The organism is Streptomyces sp. NPDC021093 (assembly GCF_044333135.1).
GTDB lineage: Bacteria > Actinomycetota > Actinomycetes > Streptomycetales > Streptomycetaceae > Streptomyces.
This window is the reverse complement of the sequence record NZ_JBIRQJ010000017.1, coordinates 108,628-125,884: the sequence shown is the minus strand read 5'-3', so window position 1 is coordinate 125,884 and position 17,257 is coordinate 108,628. Positions and strand designations below refer to the sequence as shown.

At 71.0% G+C, this 17,257-nt stretch carries 17 protein-coding genes; 10 read left to right on the top strand and 7 right to left on the bottom strand.

The window, feature by feature from the left end; all coding sequences use genetic code 11:
* Positions 1-63 precede the first annotated feature (63 nt).
* Entirely contained in the window at positions 64-669 is a 606-nt protein-coding gene (locus ACH4SP_RS39145) for a MarC family protein (RefSeq protein ID WP_398422653.1), read from the top strand.
* A gap of 122 nt (positions 670-791) precedes the next feature.
* On the opposite strand, the gene ACH4SP_RS39140 is transcribed toward ACH4SP_RS39145, so the two are convergent.
* Entirely contained in the window at positions 792-944 is a 153-nt protein-coding gene (locus ACH4SP_RS39140) for a hypothetical protein (RefSeq protein WP_167359504.1), read from the bottom strand.
* A gap of 212 nt (positions 945-1,156) precedes the next feature.
* Here ACH4SP_RS39140 and ACH4SP_RS39135 point away from each other — a divergent pair, with 212 nt between their 5' ends.
* A complete protein-coding gene (locus ACH4SP_RS39135) occupies positions 1,157-2,074 on the top strand; it encodes an NYN domain-containing protein (protein ID WP_398422650.1) in 918 nt (305 codons plus the stop codon).
* 23 nt (positions 2,075-2,097) lie between these two features.
* Here the strand turns inward: ACH4SP_RS39135 and ACH4SP_RS39130 are convergent, their stop codons facing one another.
* Complete coding sequence (locus tag ACH4SP_RS39130) at positions 2,098-2,982, bottom strand: alpha/beta fold hydrolase (protein WP_398422648.1); 885 nt, start codon at positions 2,980-2,982, stop codon at positions 2,098-2,100.
* Positions 2,983-3,316: 334 nt separating this feature from the next.
* Positions 3,317-5,491 (bottom strand): DEAD/DEAH box helicase, encoded by a 2,175-nt coding sequence (locus tag ACH4SP_RS39125; RefSeq protein WP_398422646.1) that lies wholly within the window; start codon positions 5,489-5,491, stop codon positions 3,317-3,319.
* Between the two features lie 369 nt (positions 5,492-5,860).
* Here ACH4SP_RS39125 and ACH4SP_RS39120 point away from each other — a divergent pair, with 369 nt between their 5' ends.
* The gene (locus tag ACH4SP_RS39120) at positions 5,861-6,598 is read left to right on the top strand and encodes a ferritin-like fold-containing protein (protein WP_398422644.1); all 738 of its coding nucleotides are present in this window, start codon (positions 5,861-5,863) and stop codon (positions 6,596-6,598) included.
* 159 nt (positions 6,599-6,757) lie between these two features.
* Here the strand turns inward: ACH4SP_RS39120 and ACH4SP_RS39115 are convergent, their stop codons facing one another.
* The 4 genes from ACH4SP_RS39115 to ACH4SP_RS39100 all read right to left on the bottom strand — a co-directional run bounded on the left by ACH4SP_RS39115 (position 6,758) and on the right by ACH4SP_RS39100 (position 8,736).
* Positions 6,758-7,027, bottom strand: coding sequence for a hypothetical protein (locus ACH4SP_RS39115; RefSeq protein WP_398422642.1), 270 nt, complete (start codon positions 7,025-7,027; stop codon positions 6,758-6,760).
* Positions 7,028-7,224: 197 nt separating this feature from the next.
* A complete protein-coding gene (locus ACH4SP_RS39110) occupies positions 7,225-7,452 on the bottom strand; it encodes a DUF3107 domain-containing protein (protein ID WP_398422640.1) in 228 nt (75 codons plus the stop codon).
* A gap of 180 nt (positions 7,453-7,632) precedes the next feature.
* Positions 7,633-8,274 (bottom strand): TetR/AcrR family transcriptional regulator, encoded by a 642-nt coding sequence (locus ACH4SP_RS39105; RefSeq protein WP_398422638.1) that lies wholly within the window; start codon positions 8,272-8,274, stop codon positions 7,633-7,635.
* Between the two features lie 243 nt (positions 8,275-8,517).
* On the bottom strand, positions 8,518-8,736 hold the full coding sequence (locus tag ACH4SP_RS39100) for a hypothetical protein (RefSeq protein WP_398422635.1): 219 nt from the start codon (positions 8,734-8,736) through the stop codon (positions 8,518-8,520).
* Positions 8,737-8,879: 143 nt separating this feature from the next.
* Here ACH4SP_RS39100 and ACH4SP_RS39095 point away from each other — a divergent pair, with 143 nt between their 5' ends.
* The 7 genes from ACH4SP_RS39095 to ACH4SP_RS39065 all read left to right on the top strand — a co-directional run bounded on the left by ACH4SP_RS39095 (position 8,880) and on the right by ACH4SP_RS39065 (position 17,214).
* Positions 8,880-9,881, top strand: coding sequence for an alpha/beta fold hydrolase (locus ACH4SP_RS39095; RefSeq protein ID WP_398422633.1), 1,002 nt, complete (start codon positions 8,880-8,882; stop codon positions 9,879-9,881).
* Between the two features lie 266 nt (positions 9,882-10,147).
* Complete coding sequence (locus ACH4SP_RS39090) at positions 10,148-11,416, top strand: DUF3152 domain-containing protein (protein WP_398422631.1); 1,269 nt, start codon at positions 10,148-10,150, stop codon at positions 11,414-11,416.
* Between the two features lie 99 nt (positions 11,417-11,515).
* Positions 11,516-11,614 (top strand): Ms4533A family Cys-rich leader peptide, encoded by a 99-nt coding sequence (locus ACH4SP_RS39085; protein WP_323188142.1) that lies wholly within the window; start codon positions 11,516-11,518, stop codon positions 11,612-11,614.
* A gap of 176 nt (positions 11,615-11,790) precedes the next feature.
* The gene (locus tag ACH4SP_RS39080) at positions 11,791-13,521 is read left to right on the top strand and encodes an ABC transporter substrate-binding protein (RefSeq protein WP_398422629.1); all 1,731 of its coding nucleotides are present in this window, start codon (positions 11,791-11,793) and stop codon (positions 13,519-13,521) included.
* A 2-nt stretch (positions 13,522-13,523) separates the two neighbouring features.
* A complete protein-coding gene (locus ACH4SP_RS39075) occupies positions 13,524-14,537 on the top strand; it encodes an ABC transporter permease (RefSeq protein ID WP_398422627.1) in 1,014 nt (337 codons plus the stop codon).
* Entirely contained in the window at positions 14,534-15,523 is a 990-nt protein-coding gene (locus ACH4SP_RS39070; protein WP_398422625.1) for an ABC transporter permease, read from the top strand. Before ACH4SP_RS39075 ends, ACH4SP_RS39070 begins: the two co-directional genes overlap by 4 nt.
* Complete coding sequence (locus ACH4SP_RS39065) at positions 15,520-17,214, top strand: dipeptide ABC transporter ATP-binding protein (RefSeq protein WP_398422623.1); 1,695 nt, start codon at positions 15,520-15,522, stop codon at positions 17,212-17,214. Before ACH4SP_RS39070 ends, ACH4SP_RS39065 begins: the two co-directional genes overlap by 4 nt.
* The last annotated feature ends 43 nt before the right edge of the window (positions 17,215-17,257 follow it).

Below are 17,257 nucleotides of genomic sequence, written 5' to 3'. Positions count from 1 at the left end.
GCAACGAGCTGTGCCCGTGCGCCCCCGCGCCGTCGGCACGGCCCTCTCCTGCAAGGCCTCACTGTGCTCGACTTTGCCGTCTTCGGATCCCTCTTTCTCACGCTTTTCGTGATTATGGACCCCCCTGGGATCACCCCGATCTTCCTCGGTCTGACCTCCGGCCGGCCCGCCAAGGTGCAGCGCCGGATGGCCTGGCAGGCCGTCGCCGTCGCCTTCGGCGTCATCGCCGTCTTCGGCGTCATCGGCCAGCAGATCCTCGACTATCTGCACATCACCACCCCCGCGCTGATGATCGCGGGCGGTCTGCTCCTGCTGCTCATCGCGCTCGACCTGCTGACCGGTAAGAACGAGGAGCCGACCCAGACCAAGGACGTCAACGTCGCCCTCGTACCGCTGGGCATGCCGCTGCTCGCCGGGCCCGGCGCGATCGTCTCGGTCATCCTCGCCGTGCAGCACAACAACACCGTCACCGGCCAGATCTCCGTGTGGGCGGCCATCATCGCCATGCACCTGGTGCTGTGGCTGGCGATGCGCTTCTCGCTGGTGATCATCCGTGTGATCAAGGAGGGCGGTGTGGTGCTGGTGACCCGCCTCGCGGGCATGATGCTCTCCGCGCTCGCGGTGCAGCAGATCATCAACGGCGTCACCCAGGTCGTCCAGGGCAGCTGAGCTGCGCGTCTACGGATTTCCGTGGTACCGGACGCTCCGGACGGCTCCCGGATACGGAAAACGCCCCCGTGCAGCTACTGCACGGGGGCGCTTTCTCGAATCGTCTCGATACGTCGTACGTGTTACGAGGCCGAGGTGTCGGCCGGGCGGATGTAGATGCGCTGGCCGATTGCGGCGGCCTGCTGCACGATCCGGTTGACGGAGGCGGCGTCCACGACGGTGCTGTCCACGGCGGTGCCGTCGACGTCGTCCAGTCGCATGATTTCGAAGCGCATGCGCTTCTCCCTTCGTCTGATCCTCCTGCTGGAGAACTGTGGTGAATGTGTGGGGCGCGCGTGGGCCAGGTGGCCCGTGCGTTCCACAGAGTGACAACGAGTCCCTTCCCGAAAAGATTCCCTACACTAAGGAAAATTTTCGTGAGGCTAACTACCCATCGATGAAGCACCGCTTGTGCGGGGCCCACGGTGCCCCGGAGAATGGGCGGTGTATGGACGACGCACAGCCTTCGGGCCCCACTGACCTCGCCAGGATCTCCGCCCGCCTGGACCGCACCAACGAGCTCCTCACCCGCATGCTCGCGGAGGTCGCCAAGACCCCCTCCACCCACGCGATCTTCGTGGACGCGGGCTATGTGTACGCGGCGGCGGGCCTGCTGGTCACCGGCACCGAGGACCGGCGCTCCTTCGACCTGGACGCGGAGGGCCTGATCGAGGCCTTCATCGACAAGGCGCGGATCATCTTCGCGGACAGCCGACTGCTGCGGGTGTACTGGTACGACGGCGCCAGGCGGCGCATCCACACCACCGAGCAGCAGTCCATCGCGGAACTCCCGGACGTCAAGGTCCGCCTCGGCAACCTCAACGCCAACAACCAGCAGAAGGGCGTCGACTCCCTGATCCGTACGGACCTGGAGTCACTCGCCCGGCACCGCGCCATCAGCGACGCGGCGCTCGTCGGCGGCGACGAGGACCTGGTCTCGGCGGTCGAGGCGGCACAGGGGTACGGGGCGCGGGTCCACCTGTGGGGCATCGAGGCGGGCGACGGCCGCAACCAGGCCGAACCGCTGCTCTGGGAGGTCGACAGCCAGCGCACCTTCGACCTCGACTTCTGCAAGCCGTACGTCACGCGCCGCCCGGTCACCACGTACGAGCAGGAGAACGGCCCGGCGCCGACCCGTGAGGACGTCCGCTTCCTGGGGGCGCAGATCGCGGCGAAGTGGCTGGCGGAGCGGGGCCGGCAGCAGCTGGGCGAGCTGCTGCCGGGACGGCCCTACCTGCCGGGGCCGGTCGACCAGGAACTGCTGGTGGAGGCCGAGCGGATGCTCCAGCGGTCGTTGCGCGGCCACTCGGACCTGCGGCGGTCGCTGCGGGACGGATTCTGGCAGCACCTCCAGGCGCAGTACTAGCGGTACTGGCGGTACTGGCGGTACTACGCCGTACTGGACGCGGGGACCCGGTCCCAGAAGTCGGCCAGGGCCCGGGCGGTCTCGTCCGGGCGGTCGGTGTTGGGGGAGTGGCCCGCGTCCTCGATCACGGTGCGGTGGGCGCCGAGGCGGACCGCCATGTCGTCGACGAGCGGGACGGGCCAGGTGTCGTCGACGGTCCCCGACACGACGTGCAGGGGGAGACCGGCCGCCCGCAGCTCGGGGACACGGTCGGGCTCGGTGGTGAGCTGGTGGCCGGTCGCGGCGAGCTGTGCGGGGCTGTGCAGCAGCCAGCGGTGCCGGAGAGCCGCCTCCAGCCGCGGGTCGCGCGCCTCGGTCGCGGTGTCCTCCGGTGCGGGCGTCTCCATGGCCTGCATCGCGTCCCAGACGTCGCCCATCGGCATGACGGCGAAGGCCTGTGTCAGAAGGGCGATCTTCTCCTGCTGGACGGGGTCCACTTCGGCGGGGCCCGACGACATGAGGGTCAGCGAACGGAAGGGCGCGGGGTCGACGAGAACGGCCGCGCGGGCGATCTGGCCGCCGAGGGAGTGGCCGAGGAGATGCACGGGCACACTGCCGAGAGCGGCGGCCTGCGCGAGGACATCACGCGCCAACTCGCCCTGTGCGTACGGAATCTGACTGTCCGTCGGCCCTTTGGACTCGTACTGCCCGCGGCCGTCCACGGCGACGGTGCGGTAGCCGGCCCTGGCGAGTGGCACCAGCATCGCGATGAAGTCCTCCTTGCTGCCGGTGAACCCGGGCAGGAGGAGCGCGGTGCCGCGGGGCGGCCCGACGGGCTCCGCTTCGAGCACGGCGAAGGTGCCGCGCTCGGTACGAAGGGGGACGGCGCGGACACCGGGGGGCGGGGTGAAGGTCGACGGCCTGCTCATACGTTGAGGTTATCGGGGGGTCGTTGCCGGGCGACCGTCGGCCGTCGGACGTCGGCTGCTTGGCGCGGGGCGGCGGGGTGGTCTTCGTGCGGGTGCGTCGTGGCTGGTCGCGCAGTTCCCCGCGCCCCTAAATGCCGACTCCCTAGCCCCCTTGAGCGTTGCCGCCGCCTCCTTGGGCAGCGGGGCCGCCCCCCGGGGGCGGGACGGGTGGGCAAGGGGGCGGCCCCCACTGCGGCACGCCCCCACCCGACCGCCCCGCTCCCCCGCACACACCGACGGCCCCGCCTCCTCCCAGGAAGCGGGGCCATCAGGTCAAGCGAGTGCGCGCAGCGGATCAGCTCTCCGGCTGGGAAGCCGGCTTGCGGACCGCGCGACGGCGACGCGGCTTCGCCTCGCCCTCCGCAGCGGGCTCGGCCGCCGCGGAAGCCGTCTTCGCCGAGGCAGCCTTCGTCGAAGCGGTCTTCGGCTTCGACGTACGGGCCGGTGCACGGCGCCGCGGCGGCGTGGTCGGCTCCGGCTCCGGCATCGGGGCCATCTGGAAGTCGACCTCGGGCTCGGCCGAGACCCTCGCCCGTACCGGACGCTTCAGGCGCGGACGTACCGGAGCCTCGAAGACCTCGGCGGACGCCTCGACGACCGGCGAGGGCGCCTTGGCACGGGGGGCCCGCGCCCGGGTCGCCCGCGCGGGAGTGGAGGCCTCGGTGGCCTCCGCGGTCCGCGTCCGGCTGCGGGTGGCCTTCTTGGCGGGTGCCGGAGCCTCGGCGGGCGCAGCGGTCTCGGTGACCACGGCAGCCTTCGCCGCCCGGGTGCGGGTCCGGGGCTTGGTGGCCGCCGGAGCCTCCTCGGCAGCAGGCGCCACAGGAGCCACGGGTGCCTCGACCACCGCGGTCGCGGCAGCGGACGGTGCCGCGGCCCGCGTCCGGCGGCGGCGACGCGGCGTGCGCGGCTCCGTACCGTCGGAGGAAGGAACGGAGGAAGGAACGTCGGAGACGGGTGCGTCCGCCGCCGGAGCCTCGGCCGTCGGCGTCACGGCCGCAGCCGTGTCGGCGAAGTCCGAGCCGCCGCGCGTACGACGCCGCTGGCGCGGGGTGCGGGTGCGCTCCGGGCGCTCCTCCACCACAGCCGCAGCGGCCGGCGCGGACTTGCGGCCGCGGCCGCCCGTCTCGCCCAGGTCCTCGACCTCTTCCGCGCGCAGACCCGCGCGGGTGCGGTCGGCCCGGGGCAGTATGCCCTTCGTGCCGGCCGGGATGGAGAGGATCTCGTAGAGGTGGGGGGACGTGGAGTACGTCTCCTCCGGCTCGTCGAAGGGGAGGTCCAGCGCCTTGTTGATGAGCTTCCAGCGCGGGATGTCGTCCCAGTCGACGAGGGTGACGGCGATGCCCTTGGCACCCGCGCGGCCGGTGCGGCCGACGCGGTGCAGGTACGTCTTCTCGTCCTCGGGGGTCTGGTAGTTGATGACGTGCGTGACGCCTTCGACGTCGATGCCGCGGGCGGCGACGTCGGTGCAGACGAGGACGTCGACCTTGCCGTTGCGGAAGGCGCGCAGCGCCTGCTCGCGGGCGCCCTGGCCGAGGTCGCCGTGCACGGCGCCGGACGCGAAGCCGCGCTTCTCCAGCTGCTCGGCGATGTCGGCGGCGGTCCGCTTCGTACGACAGAAGATCATCGCGAGTCCGCGGCCGTCGGCCTGGAGGATGCGGGAGACGAGCTCCGGCTTGTCCATGTTGTGCGCGCGGAAGACGTGCTGCGCGATGTTCGCCACGGTCGCGCCCTCGTCGTCGGGCGAGGTGGCGCGGATGTGCGTGGGCTGCGACATGTAGCGACGGGCCAGGCCGATGACGGCACCGGGCATCGTCGCGGAGAAGAGCATGGTCTGCCGCTTGGCCGGGAGCATGTTCATGATGCGCTCGACGTCGGGCAGGAAGCCCAGGTCCAGCATCTCGTCGGCCTCGTCGAGGACGAGCGCGCGGATGTGGGACAGGTCGAGCTTCTTCTGTCCGGCCAGGTCGAGCAGTCGGCCCGGGGTGCCGACGATGATGTCGACGCCCTTCTTGAGGGCCTCGACCTGCGGCTCGTACGCACGGCCGCCGTAGATCGCGAGGACGCGCACATTGCGCGCCTTGCCTGCGGTCAGCAGGTCGTTGGTGACCTGCTGGCACAGCTCGCGGGTCGGTACGACGACGAGCGCCTGCGGGGCGTCGGTCAGCTTCTCGGGCTTGGCCCGGCCCGCCTCGACGTCCGCGGGAACGGTGACGCGCTCAAGGAGCGGCAGGCCGAAACCGAGGGTCTTGCCCGTACCGGTCTTGGCCTGGCCGATGACGTCGCTGCCCGAAAGCGCGACGGGGAGCGTCATCTCCTGGATGGGAAAGGGGGACGTGATGCCGACTGCCTCAAGGGCTTCGGCCGTCTCGGAAAGAATCCCGAGGTCTCGGAACGTAGTCAGGGTGCTGCCTCTTCTGTGAGACGCGGCATGAGGCGAACAACGGGGGTCGTACCGTGCCTGGGGTTTCATCCGGCCTTGGGAGGACCGGGTGGCGCGGGACCACTGCCATTGCTCTAGCGCTCGTGCCGCTGAGGGTTCCCTCGTCTGCGGTGGTGCTTGTGCACCGCGCGCCGGAGGGCTGTCGGGTCGGAGCCGATCGGGCCACCGACCGGGCATCCTCATTCGGATGGCCTGCTTGAAGAGCGCGCGAACATAAGTGCGTACGCGGGGAATGCTCAGCAGGCGCATTACCACTGTACCCCGGATTCGCGCATGTGTGTTGGGTGAATTCGTAGGAATGGTGGGGCGGCGGTGGAGGCTCCGGTCGTGGCGACGGTGCGGAGGGCGGTCGCTGACCAGGCCCTTACCGGGTCCCCCGGGCGGGCTATTGTGCGCGTTATGGAGACATCTGACACCCCTGCCGATACCCCCGACGCACCCACCGGAATCGCCGCCCAGGACTGGGCCACCGCGTCCGTCGAGCCGACCTACCGCGCCGCCGTCGTGGACCTCCTCGGCGCCCTCGCGTACGGCGAGCTGGCGGCCTTCGAGCGGCTCGCCGAGGACGCCAAACTGGCGCCGACGCTGGGCGACAAGGCGGAACTGGCGAAGATGGCCTCCGCCGAGTTCCACCACTTCGAGCGGCTGCGCGACCGGCTCTCCGCGATCGACGCCGAGCCGACCGCCGCGATGGAGCCCTTCGCGAAGGCCCTCGACGACTTCCACCGCCTGACGGCCCCGTCCGACTGGCTGGAGGGCCTGGTCAAGGCGTACGTCGGCGACTCGATCGCCAGTGACTTCTACCGGGAGGTCGCCGCCCGCCTGGACACCGACACCCGCTCGCTGGTGCTCGCCGTCCTCGACGACACCGGGCACGGCAACTTCGCCGTCGAGAAGGTGCGCGCCGCCATCGAGGCCGACCCGCGCCTCGGCGGCCGGCTCGCGCTGTGGGCGCGGCGGCTGATGGGCGAGGCGCTGTCGCAGGCGCAGCGCGTGGTCGCGGAGCGCGACTCGCTCTCGACGATGCTGGTGGGCGGTGTGGCGGACGGCTTCGACCTCGCGGAGGTCGGCCGGATGTTCTCCCGCATCACCGAGGCGCACACCAAGCGGATGGCCGCACTGGGGCTGGCTGCCTGATCCCGCGCGGCTGTACGGCGGCCGGGTCCGGGTCTCGTACGGCTGCCGGGTCCGGCTCCCGTGCGACTGCCCGGCCTGGCTCTCGTACGACGGCCTGATCCGGACCTCGTGCGGCGGCCGGGTCCGGCTCCGCCGCGGCCGGCGGCGCAGCGGGGAGTGCTACGCCGCGGCCGACCTGCGGCGCATGCGGCCGGCGGGACGCAGGAGCAGCGAGAGCGAGACGGCGCCCACCGCGGCCGCGCCGAGCAGCGTCAGCAGCACATGGCCGGGGCCGATGGCCGCATGGGTCAGAACGGCGCCGAACAGGGCGCCGAGGAGGCCCGTGGTCAGGACGAGCGGGCGGGACGGCAGGCGGTCGGGCAGCCGGGAAGCGGCCGCATGGGCGAGGGTGAGGCCAAGGATGACGGAGCCGAGAGCTTCCCAGATCAACGTGGTTCCCTCCTGCACTGCAACGCGGGCAAATTGGTCGTAGCCCGTCTTACCCGGGGTCTGCGGAATGCAACCCTCCCCGGTCGTGCAGTCGTACGAACGGTCCGCTGCGCGCAGGCGAACGGCCGGTGGCGCGCGAATGACGAACGGCCCGGCGGGAGAACCCGCCGGGCCGTTCGTCCGTGCGCTGTCGCGTACTAGAGAGCGCCGAAGCCCACTCGACGCTGCGCCGGCTCGCCGATCTCCACGTAGGCGATCCGGTCCGCAGGCACGAGGACCTTGCGGCCCTTGTCGTCGTTCAGGCTGAGCAGCTGTGCCTTGCCGGCCAGCGCGTCGGCCACGGCGCGCTCGACCTCCTCGGCGGACTGCCCGCTCTCCAGAACGATCTCCCGGGGTGCGTACTGCACGCCGATCTTGACCTCCACGGCTATGTCCCTCCGACGATCTGGGTCGGCGCGGTCGCCCCGCGCCGTACGTCCCGCCACACTAGCCCGGGGAGGGGACGTGATCGGCTCCCGCGGAGAACGCCGGGAGCGAACACGGTGGGGTTTGAGCAGTCGCTCCACGCTGTTTTGAGCAGTTGCTCACAGTGTTTGAGCGGTTGCTCAATTCTGCTCCGTGCCGTGCAGCGGGAATCCGGCGATGCCGCGCCAGGCCAGCGAGGTGAGGAGCTGGACCGCCTGGTCCCTGGGGATGGTGCTGCCGCTGGAGAGCCAGTAGCGGGCCACCACCTGGGAGACGCCGCCCAGGCCCACGGCCAGCAGCATCGACTCGTCCTTGGACAGGCCGGTGTCCTCGGCGATGACCTCGCTGATCGCCTCCGCGCACTGCAGCGAGACCCGGTCCACGCGCTCGCGCACAGCGGGCTCGTTCGTCAGGTCGGACTCGAAGACGAGGCGGAACGCGCCGCCCTCGTCCTGCACGTAGGCGAAGTAGGCGTCCATGGTGGCGGCGACGCGCAGCTTGTTGTCGCTGGTCGAGGCCAGTGCCGTGCGGACCGCCTGGAGCAGCGACTCGCAGTGCTGGTCCAGGAGCGCCAGGTAGAGGTCGAGCTTGCCGGGGAAGTGCTGGTAGAGCACCGGCTTGCTGACTCCGGCGCGTTCGGCGATGTCGTCCATCGCGGCCGCGTGGTAGCCCTGTGCGACGAAGACCTCCTGGGCGGCGCCCAGAAGTTGGTTGCGTCGGGCTCGGCGTGGCAGGCGGGTGCCCCGCGGGCGTGCCGCCTCTGTCTGCTCGGTGGCTGTCACGCCGCCTCCCATGTCTTTCAAGTTCACGGACCTCATCACCGCACGGCTGTTCCGTGTGATGTGCGCCGCAGCGGCCATCGTACTTTTGAGTAACCCGGCTGTGCGCGGTGCGGACGCAGAATTTCACGGAGCGGACACCGAGTGAAGAGCGATCGGGCCCGCTGACGGTTGCCCCGAGCGCGGAAGCCGGTCGTCCGGTGAGCGGCGGCCGGCTGTCCGGTGAGCGGATGGGGACCGTCCCGCTCAGCGGTAGTCGTCCTCGCCCAGGGGCACCGCACGGGACTGCTCGGCGGCGTCCGCCTCGTTCGCCGAGTCGGTGTCGACGGTGGTCAGCGGGGAGTCCCGGTCCTGCGTCACGTCCGTGTGCTGTTCGGCCGCATCGGCTTCCGGGGTCTCGTCCGGGAGGTCCTCGGTCTCGTCCGTCTCGAAGGTGTCCGGGTCGCTCGGGTCAACGGTCGGCATGGGGTCCGCCTTTCCGGCGCGTACGTCGTCAGGTGCGCGTGCCCGCCTTCCTTCGAGCGTAGGAGCACGAGGGGGCGCACGCCATGCGGCCTGTGACCGCGAACACATGAGCCCCCGCGTGATCGTCTCGTAACATTGGCGCCATGTCTTCGACCGATCTGCCGGAATCCAGCACGGGATCCAGCACTGGGGCCAGTGCCGTGGCCGCGCCGTTGCCGCTGGTCAGCGCGGTCAGGGTCGCGGAGGGGGAGGAGCTCAGGTCCGTCGCCCTGCCGGGTCTGACGCTGACCGTACGGTCCAGGCCCCCGGTGCGCACCGGACTGCCGCCCGCGCTGTACGTGCACGGGCTCGGCGGTTCCTCGCAGAACTGGTCGGCGCTGATGCCGCTGCTCGACGGCGTCGTCGACAGCGAGGCCCTCGACCTGCCGGGCTTCGGCGACTCCCCGCCGCCCGACGACGGCAACTACTCGGTCACCGGGCACGCGCGGGCGGTGATCCGCTACCTCGACGCGAGCGGGCGCGGGCCGGTCCACCTCGTCGGGAACTCGTTGGGCGGAGCCGTGTCTACGCGTGTTGCGGCCGTACGCCCCGACCTGGTGCGGAGCCTGACACTGGTGTCACCCGCGCTGCCAGAGCTCCGGGTGCAGAAGACGGCGATCCCGACGGCGCTGCTCGCGGTGCCGGGCGTCGCCGGGCTGTTCGCGAAGCTCAGCAGGGACTGGACGGCGGAGCAGCGCACGCGCGGAGTGACGGGGCTCTGTTACGGCGATCCGGGGCGGGTCACGCCCGAGGGGTTCCAGGCGGCCGTCGACGAGATGGAGCGGCGGCTCCGGCTGCCGTACTTCTGGGACGCCATGACCCGGTCCGCACGGGGCCTCGTCGACGCGTACACCCTGGGTGGCCAGCACGGACTGTGGCGGCAGGCGGAGCGGGTGCTCGCGCCGACGCTGCTGGTGTACGGCGGGCGGGACCAGCTGGTGTCCTTCCGCATGGCGCGCAGGGCCATGGCGGCGTTCCGCGATTCCCGGCTCCTGGCTCTTCCGGATGCCGGGCATGTGGCGATGATGGAGTACCCCGAGGCGGTCGCCGAGGCGTTCCTGGGGCTCGTACAGACAGAAACGCCCAAGACAGAAACTAGGAGCTGATCCGCCGCGTGGGACGTCACAGCCGTCGAGGTGCCGCACCCAAGGGTGCCGACGAGAACCCCGGCATAGGTGGGGGCACCGACGCCTCAAGAGGTGCGTCAGGTGCCCCCGGTGCGACTGCCGCGCCCGGGAGCGGCCGGCGGAGGCGGGGCGACACGGGAGAGCTGCCGCGCCAGCAGGGCGCCACGGGGGCGGTGCCGCGCTTCCAGCCGCACCACCTCGCGGGAGGGCCGCGGCCTTCGCAGCCGTCGCAGTCTTCCGAGCCGGTGCGGGGCGGGCATCCCGAGCAGCGTGAGCCGGGCGGCGGCTGGGGCGACACCGGTGAGTTCGGTGTGCCCGGTGACGTCGGTGACACGGGCGGCGGGCGGTACGGCGACTGGGTCGGGGCACCGGGCACGGCGGCCGCGTACGTGCCGCCGCAGCCGGGACGGCAGCAGACCACCCGGCCGTCCCCCTCGCCCTCGCACCCGCCTTTGCAGCCGCAGCCGCAGCCGCAGCCGCCGGTCGGGCTGGGGGTCGGGGCGAGGATTCCCGGGCCCCGGCGGGAGTTCGTGGAGGCGTTCGAGGGGCCGCAGCAGCGGCCCCGTACGCAGACGCGTGATCCGTACGACGCCGTCACCGACTGGGACGAGGCCGAAGCGCTCCACGAGGGCGGCGACGGGGGCAAGAACGGCGACAGCAAGGGTGACGTCGATTCCGACGGCACCGCCCGGCGCGCCCGGCGGCGCCGGGCCCGTACCGTCACCGGGGTCTCCGCCGCCGCTGTGACCGCCGTGCTCGCGGTCGTGGTGGCCGGGCAGGACTCGGGCGCGGGGGCGAAGGACTCGGCGACCCCGGGCGTGGGGGACCGGGCGCTCGCCGGCGGTGCCTCGCGCGACGAGGACCGCACCGCACCGCAGGGGAGCGAGGGGGAGCAGGCCCCGGCCGTCCCGCCGACGTACGAAGAGCGCATGGCGCGGAAGCTGACGATGGCCGCGGACCAGAGCGGGCCGAATGTCTTCGACACCGTTCCGGGGACGGACAAGGCGCCGGGCAAGGGCCGCAAGTGGAAGTACCGGGTGGACGTCGAGAAGGACATCGGACTCGACGGGAAATTCTTCGCCGAGGCGGTCCAGAAGACCCTCAACGACAAAAGGAGTTGGGCGGGCGAAGGCGACATGACCTTCGAGCGAATATCCAGCGGAAAGGCGGATTTCGTCGTGACGCTCGCCACTCCGGTCACCACCAACACCTGGTGTCTGAAGTCGGAGCTGGAGACGCTCTCGCAGAATGTCTCCTGTGATTCCGCAGTCACCGAGCGAGTGATGATCAATGCCTACCGCTGGGCCGGCGGGTCGCCGACGTTCGGGCTGAAACTGCTCGCTCCGTACCGGCAGATGCTGATCAATCACGAGGTCGGACACCGGCTCGGGCACAACCACAAGAACTGTGCCGAGGACGGGGCGCTGGCCCCGGTGATGATGCAGCAGACCAAGACGCTGGAGACGGGTGCGAAGGCGTGCAGGCCCAACCCCTGGGTGCATCCCGGGAGTTGACGGACCGCTCCCGGCGACCGGTCGATGTGTGCCCGGCATGTGAGACGCCGTCTCAGAGTGAGATTGACATAAAGAGCGGGGTCGTTCATATTTCTCGGCATGTCGCCCCGTCACGCAGCCGCCACCGATCGCGCAGCCATTGAGCTCGCGCTCATCGGTGTGACCGCGCACTGCGTCGCCGACATTCTCTGTAGCTGACGTCTGCCCTGGTGCGCGTCGGAAACTTTCTTTTCTTCCCTGCCGTTGCCGCGCCCGGGCGTTTGCATTCCCCTTGCATTCCGTCCGCAGGCGCGGCATTTTCCGTGCGACCCCTTTCCGGGTTCTGAGCGCCTGCGCGTGTTCCCCGTTCAGAACCCCCGAGAGGCTTCTTCGTCATGCGCAGATCCGTCATGTCCCGCCGGGCGGCCGTGGTTGCCGCCGGTGTCGCGCTCGCCACCGCCGCCACCGCCTGCGCAGGACCGCAGGGCGACGGCGCCACCTCCGCGAGCGGTGCGGGTGCCAAGGCCGGTGCCCCGCAGAAGGGCGGCACCCTCCAGATCCTCAACCGGCAGCCGCAGGTCGACTTCGACCCGGGCCGCCTCTACACCTCGGGCGGCGGAAACGTTCCGTCCCTGGTCTTCCGTACGCTCACCACCCGCAACCGGGAGAACGGCGCCGACGGCACCAAGGTCGTCCCCGACCTCGCGACCGACCTCGGCAAGCCCAGCAAGAACGCCACCGTGTGGACGTACACCCTCAAAGAGGGGCTGAAGTACGAGGACGGCACGCCGATCACCAGCGCCGACATCAAGTACGGCATCGAGCGTTCGTTCGCCGCCGAACTGTCCGGCGGCGCCCCGTACTTGAGGGACTGGCTGATAGGCGGCGCCGACTACGAAGGCCCGTACAAGACGAAGAAGGGGCTCGACTCGATCGAGGTCCCGGACGCGCGGACGATCGTCTTCCACCTCAACAAGCCGGAGGGCGAGTTCCCCTACCTGGCGACGCAGACCCAGACCACTCCCGTGCCGAAGGCCAAGGACACCGGGACCAAGTACGAGGAACACCCCGTCTCCTCCGGCCCGTACAAGGTCGTCAAGAACGAGAACGACGGCGAGAAGCTGCTCCTGGAGCGCAACCCGCACTGGGACGCGAAGACGGACGACGAGCGCAAGGCGTACCCGGACCGGATCGAGGTGCGCTCCGGGCTCGACCCGGCGGTCATCAACCAGCGTCTCTCCGCGAGCGCGGGCACCGACTCCGCCGCCGTGACCACCGACAACAACCTCGGCCCGGCCGAGCTCGCCAAGGTCGCCGGGGACAAGCAGCTCGCCGCGCGCGTCGGCACAGGGCACTTCGGCTACACCAACTACCTCGCCTTCAACCCGAAGGTGAAGCCCTTCGACAACCCGAAGGTGCGCCAGGCGATCGCGTACGCCGTCGACCGCTCGTCCGTGATCAACGCGGCCGGCGGTTCCTCCCTCGCCCTGCCCGCGACGACGAACCTGCCGCCGCAGAAGTCCTTCGGACACGTGAAGTACGACCACTTCCCGGCGGGCGACACGGGCGACGCCGCCAAGGCGAAGGAACTCCTCAAAGAGGCGGGGTACGAGAAGGGCCTGACGGTCACGCTGACGCACTCCAACGCCAAGGACCGCGAGACCAGCCCGGAGATCGCCACGGCGCTGCAGGACGCGCTGAAGAAGGCCGGGATCACCCTGGAGCTCAAGGGACTTGAGGAGAACGACTACAGCGACACCGTGCACAGCGTGAAGAAGCAGCCCGGCCTCTTCCTCGGGCACTGGGGCGCCGACTGGCCGTCCGGCGGCCCGTTCCTCGCGCCGCTCTTCGACGGCCGTCAGATCGTCAAGGACGGCACCAACTTCAACAGCGCGCAGCTCGACGACCCGGCCGTCAACAAGGAGGTCGACGAGATCAACAAGCTGACCGATCTGTCGGCCGCCGCAGCGAGGTGGGGCGCGCTCGACAAGAAGATCGGCGAGCAGGCGCTGACCGTGCCGCTGTTCCACCCGGTCTACAAGCGGCTGTACGGCAAGGACGTCAAGAACATCGTGATCAGCGACTGGACCGGTGTGCTGGACGTCTCGCAGGTTGCGGTCAAGTAGCCGTGAGCGAAGCATTGTTGTCCGTCACGGCCCAGGAGGCGGGATCGGCGCAGGCCGCCGTTCCCGTCTCGGGGGCCCGTCAGTTCTGGCGGCGGCTGCGCGCGCAGCGGGCCGCCATGGCCGCGGTGGGTGTGGTGGCACTCCTGGTGCTGATCGCGCTCGCCGCGCCACTGCTCGTCGCCCTGGAGGGGCAGGACCCGAACTCCTTCCACCCGGCGCTCGTCGACTCGGCCGCCGGCGGTGCGCCGCTCGGCCCCTTCGGCGGGATCAGCGCCGAGCACTGGCTCGGCGTCGAGCCGCAGACCGGCCGCGACCTGTTCGCACGGGTCGTGTACGGGGCGCGGGTGTCGCTCGGGGTCGCCCTCTTCGCGACCGTCCTGCAGGTCTTCATCGGCGTCGTCATCGGCCTCGCGGCCGGGCTCGGCAGCCGCCGCGTCGACCAGGTGCTCAGCCGGATCACCGACGTGAACGTGGCGATGCCGCTGATGGTGATCGCCCTCGCGCTGCTCGCGATCGTCCCGGCGGAGTTCCCGCGCCCGGTGCTGATCGCGCTGGTCGTCGGCCTGATCAACTGGGCCGGTACGTCGAAGATCGTGCGCGCGCAGACCCTGACGCTGAAGTCGCTGGACTACGTCTCGGCGGCCCGGCTCAGCGGCTGGGGCAAGTGGCGGATCGCACGGCGCGAGCTGCTGCCTTCACTGGCGGCGCCCGTCATCACCTACACCGCTCTGCTGTTGCCGCAGAACATCGTCGTCGAGGCCGCGCTGTCCTTCCTGGGCGTCGGCATCAAGCCGCCGACGCCCTCGTGGGGACAGATGCTCACGGACGCCGACGTCTGGTACCAGGCGGCACCCTCGTACCTGCTGATACCGGCACTGTTGCTGTTCGTCACAGTGCTCGCGCTGACGGTGCTGGGGGAGGGCGTACGGACGGCGCTGGACCCGCGGTCGCAGTCGCGGCTGGGCGGGGCGCGCCGTGCGTTCCTCTCGCGCCGCAAGAAGGACGGTGCCCAGTGACCGGCTTCCTGTTGCGCCGGCTCGGCGGGGCCCTCTTCGTCCTGGCGGCGCTGAGCATCCTGCTGTACCTCGTCTTCTACGTCGCTCCCGGCGACGTCGCGCAGATCGCCTGCGGGCCGCGCTGCTCGCCCGTACAGGTGGCGCAGGTGCGGGACCAGCTGCGGCTGGAAGACCCGCTGTGGATGCAGTACGCGCACTTCGTGCAGGGCATCTTCGCGGGCCGCGACTACTCCTCCGGCACCGGGGTGCTGCACTGCGACGCACCGTGCCTGGGGATCTCGTACCAGAGCGACCAGCAGGTCACGCAGCTGATCCTGACCAAGCTGCCCGTCACCGGATCCCTGGTGATCGGCGCGCTGGTGATGTGGCTGCTGCTCGGCGTCGGCACCGGCGTGCTGTCCGTATGGCGGCGCGGGCGTCCCACGGAACGGGTGCTGACCTGGTTCACCCTCGCCGGGACCGCCACCCCGGTCTTCGTGATCGGACTGCTGCTGGTCATCGCGTTCTGCTCGACGCTCCAGTGGCTGCCCTTCCCGACGTACGTGCCCTTCGGCGAGAACCCGGAACAGTGGGCGTGGAACCTGCTGCTGCCGTGGCTCTCCCTCGCGCTGATCGAGTCCGCCAAATACGCGCGGCTCACCAGGAGTTCCATGCTGGAGACACTGGCCGACGACCATGTAAGGACATTTCGCGCGTACGGAGTGAGTGAGCGCGCCCTCGTGGGGCGGCACGCTCTGCGGGGAGCCGTCGCGCCCGTGATCGCCCTCAGTGCGGTCGACTTCGGGTCGATGTTCGGCGGCGCGGTGCTCACCGAGTCGCTGTTCGGACTGCCCGGACTCGGGCGGGAGCTGGTGGAGGCCGTCAAGGTCGTCGACCTGCCGGTGGTCGTCGGGATGGTGCTGGTGACGGGGTTCTTCGTAGTGCTGGCCAATGCCGTCGCGGACGCGCTGTACGCGGTGGCCGACCGACGGGTGGTGCTGACATGAGCAGCTTTGTGGTGGAGGACACGAGCAGCTTTGTGGTGGAGGTGGAGGGGCTCTCGGTCACCTTCCCCGGCAACGGCGACTCGCCTGTCGGCGAGGGCGTCGCCGCCGTACGGGACCTGTCCTTCACGCTGCCCGAGGGCGGCGCGCTCGCCCTGGTCGGCGAGTCAGGCTCGGGGAAGAGCGCCACCGCGTCCGCCCTGCTGGGGCTGCACCGGGGGACCGGCGCCCGGGTCGAGGGCACGGTGAAGGTCGCCGGAGTGGACGTGGCGGCGGCCTCGGAGGCCGAACTCCGCTCCCTGCGGGGCGCGAAGGCGGCCATGGTCTTCCAGGACCCGCTGTCCTCCCTCGACCCGTACTACGCCGTCGGCGACCAGATCGCCGAGGTCCTGCGCGTGCACCGCAAGGTGTCCCGACGGGACGCACGCGCGCGTGCCGTCGACGTGCTGGACCGGGTGGGCATCCCGGACGCGGCGCGGCGCTCCCGGTCGCGCCCGCACGAGTTCAGCGGCGGCATGCGGCAGCGGGCCCTCATCGCGATGGCGCTCGCCTGCGAGCCGAGGCTGCTGATCGCCGACGAGCCCACCACCGCCCTCGACGTCACCGTGCAGGCCCAGATCCTCGACCTGCTGCACACGCTGCGGCGCGAGGAGGGCATGGGGCTGCTCCTGGTCACCCACGACGTGGGAGTGGCGGCGGAGAGCGTCGACGACGTCCTCGTGATGCGCGACGGGCGGGCGGTGGAACGCGGCCCCGTGGCCGACGTGCTGGCCGCGCCCCGGCAGCCGTACACCAGGACGCTCCTGGAGGCCGTGCCCCGCCTGGACGGGCCGCTGGACCGCCCCGACGTCCTCTTTGAGGGCGAGCCTGTGCTCGAAGCCGTCGCGCTGCGGCGGGAGTTCGGGCGCGGCAGGCGTGCCGTGACCGCCGTCGACGACGTGTCGCTGACCGTGCACCGGGGCGAGACCCTGGGCATCGTCGGCGAGAGCGGCAGCGGAAAGACCACGCTCGGGCGGATGCTCGTGCGTCTGCTGGAGCCCACCTCGGGCCGACTCCGTTACGGGGGTAGGGAGATCGGCCAGGGGCGGGCTCCGGGAGCGGCGGACGGATCCGGCCGGCTCGGGACCCAGGGCGTGCAGATGGTGTTCCAGGACCCCGTCGCGTCCCTCAATCCGCGCCGCAGCATAGGGGAGTCGATCGCCGACCCCCTGCGTGCGGCGGGCGAGCGCGACGAGACGGTGTTGCGGGCGCGCGTGCAGGAGCTGCTGGAGCTCGTCGGGCTCGACCCGGACCGCTACGACCGCTACCCGCACGAGTTCAGCGGCGGCCAGCGCCAGCGCGTCGGCATCGCCCGTGCCCTCGCGCCGTCGCCGCGGCTGGTGGTGTGCGACGAACCCGTCTCCGCGCTGGACGTCACCACCCAGGCCCAAGTGATCGACCTGCTCGGCCGGTTGCAGCGGGACCTGGGGCTCGCGCTGGTCTTCGTCGCGCACGACCTCGCCGTCGTACGGCAGGTCAGTGACCGGATCGCGGTCATGAGGCAGGGCAGGATCGTCGAGCAGGGGACCGTCGCCGAGGTCTACGGCGCGCCCACCGAGGCGTACACGAAGGAACTCCTGGCTGCCGTGCCGACGCTCGATCCGGTGCTCGCGGCAGTGCGCAGGGCGGCCCGCAAGGAGCTCGTCGCGGCCTGACGCCACGCGCGTGCACACCTCTCTAGCGCGACTGAACGCGACC

What these genes read in the sequence shown, in the direction of transcription:
- ACH4SP_RS39125 (WP_398422646.1), bottom strand. Translation starts at nt 5,491, where the DNA reads ATGAAACCCCAGGCACGGTACGACCCCCGTTGTTCGCCTCATGCCGCG.
- ACH4SP_RS39130 (WP_398422648.1), bottom strand. Translation starts at nt 2,982, where the DNA reads ATGAGCAGGCCGTCGACCTTCACCCCGCCCCCCGGTGTCCGCGCCGTC.
- ACH4SP_RS39120 (WP_398422644.1), top strand. Translation starts at nt 5,861, where the DNA reads ATGGAGACATCTGACACCCCTGCCGATACCCCCGACGCACCCACCGGA.
- ACH4SP_RS39080 (WP_398422629.1), top strand. Translation starts at nt 11,791, where the DNA reads ATGCGCAGATCCGTCATGTCCCGCCGGGCGGCCGTGGTTGCCGCCGGT.
- ACH4SP_RS39085 (WP_323188142.1), top strand. Translation starts at nt 11,516, where the DNA reads ATGTCGCCCCGTCACGCAGCCGCCACCGATCGCGCAGCCATTGAGCTC.
- ACH4SP_RS39140 (WP_167359504.1), bottom strand. Translation starts at nt 944, where the DNA reads ATGCGCTTCGAAATCATGCGACTGGACGACGTCGACGGCACCGCCGTG.
- ACH4SP_RS39135 (WP_398422650.1), top strand. Translation starts at nt 1,157, where the DNA reads ATGGACGACGCACAGCCTTCGGGCCCCACTGACCTCGCCAGGATCTCC.
- ACH4SP_RS39095 (WP_398422633.1), top strand. Translation starts at nt 8,880, where the DNA reads ATGTCTTCGACCGATCTGCCGGAATCCAGCACGGGATCCAGCACTGGG.
- ACH4SP_RS39100 (WP_398422635.1), bottom strand. Translation starts at nt 8,736, where the DNA reads ATGCCGACCGTTGACCCGAGCGACCCGGACACCTTCGAGACGGACGAG.
- ACH4SP_RS39065 (WP_398422623.1), top strand. Translation starts at nt 15,520, where the DNA reads ATGAGCAGCTTTGTGGTGGAGGACACGAGCAGCTTTGTGGTGGAGGTG.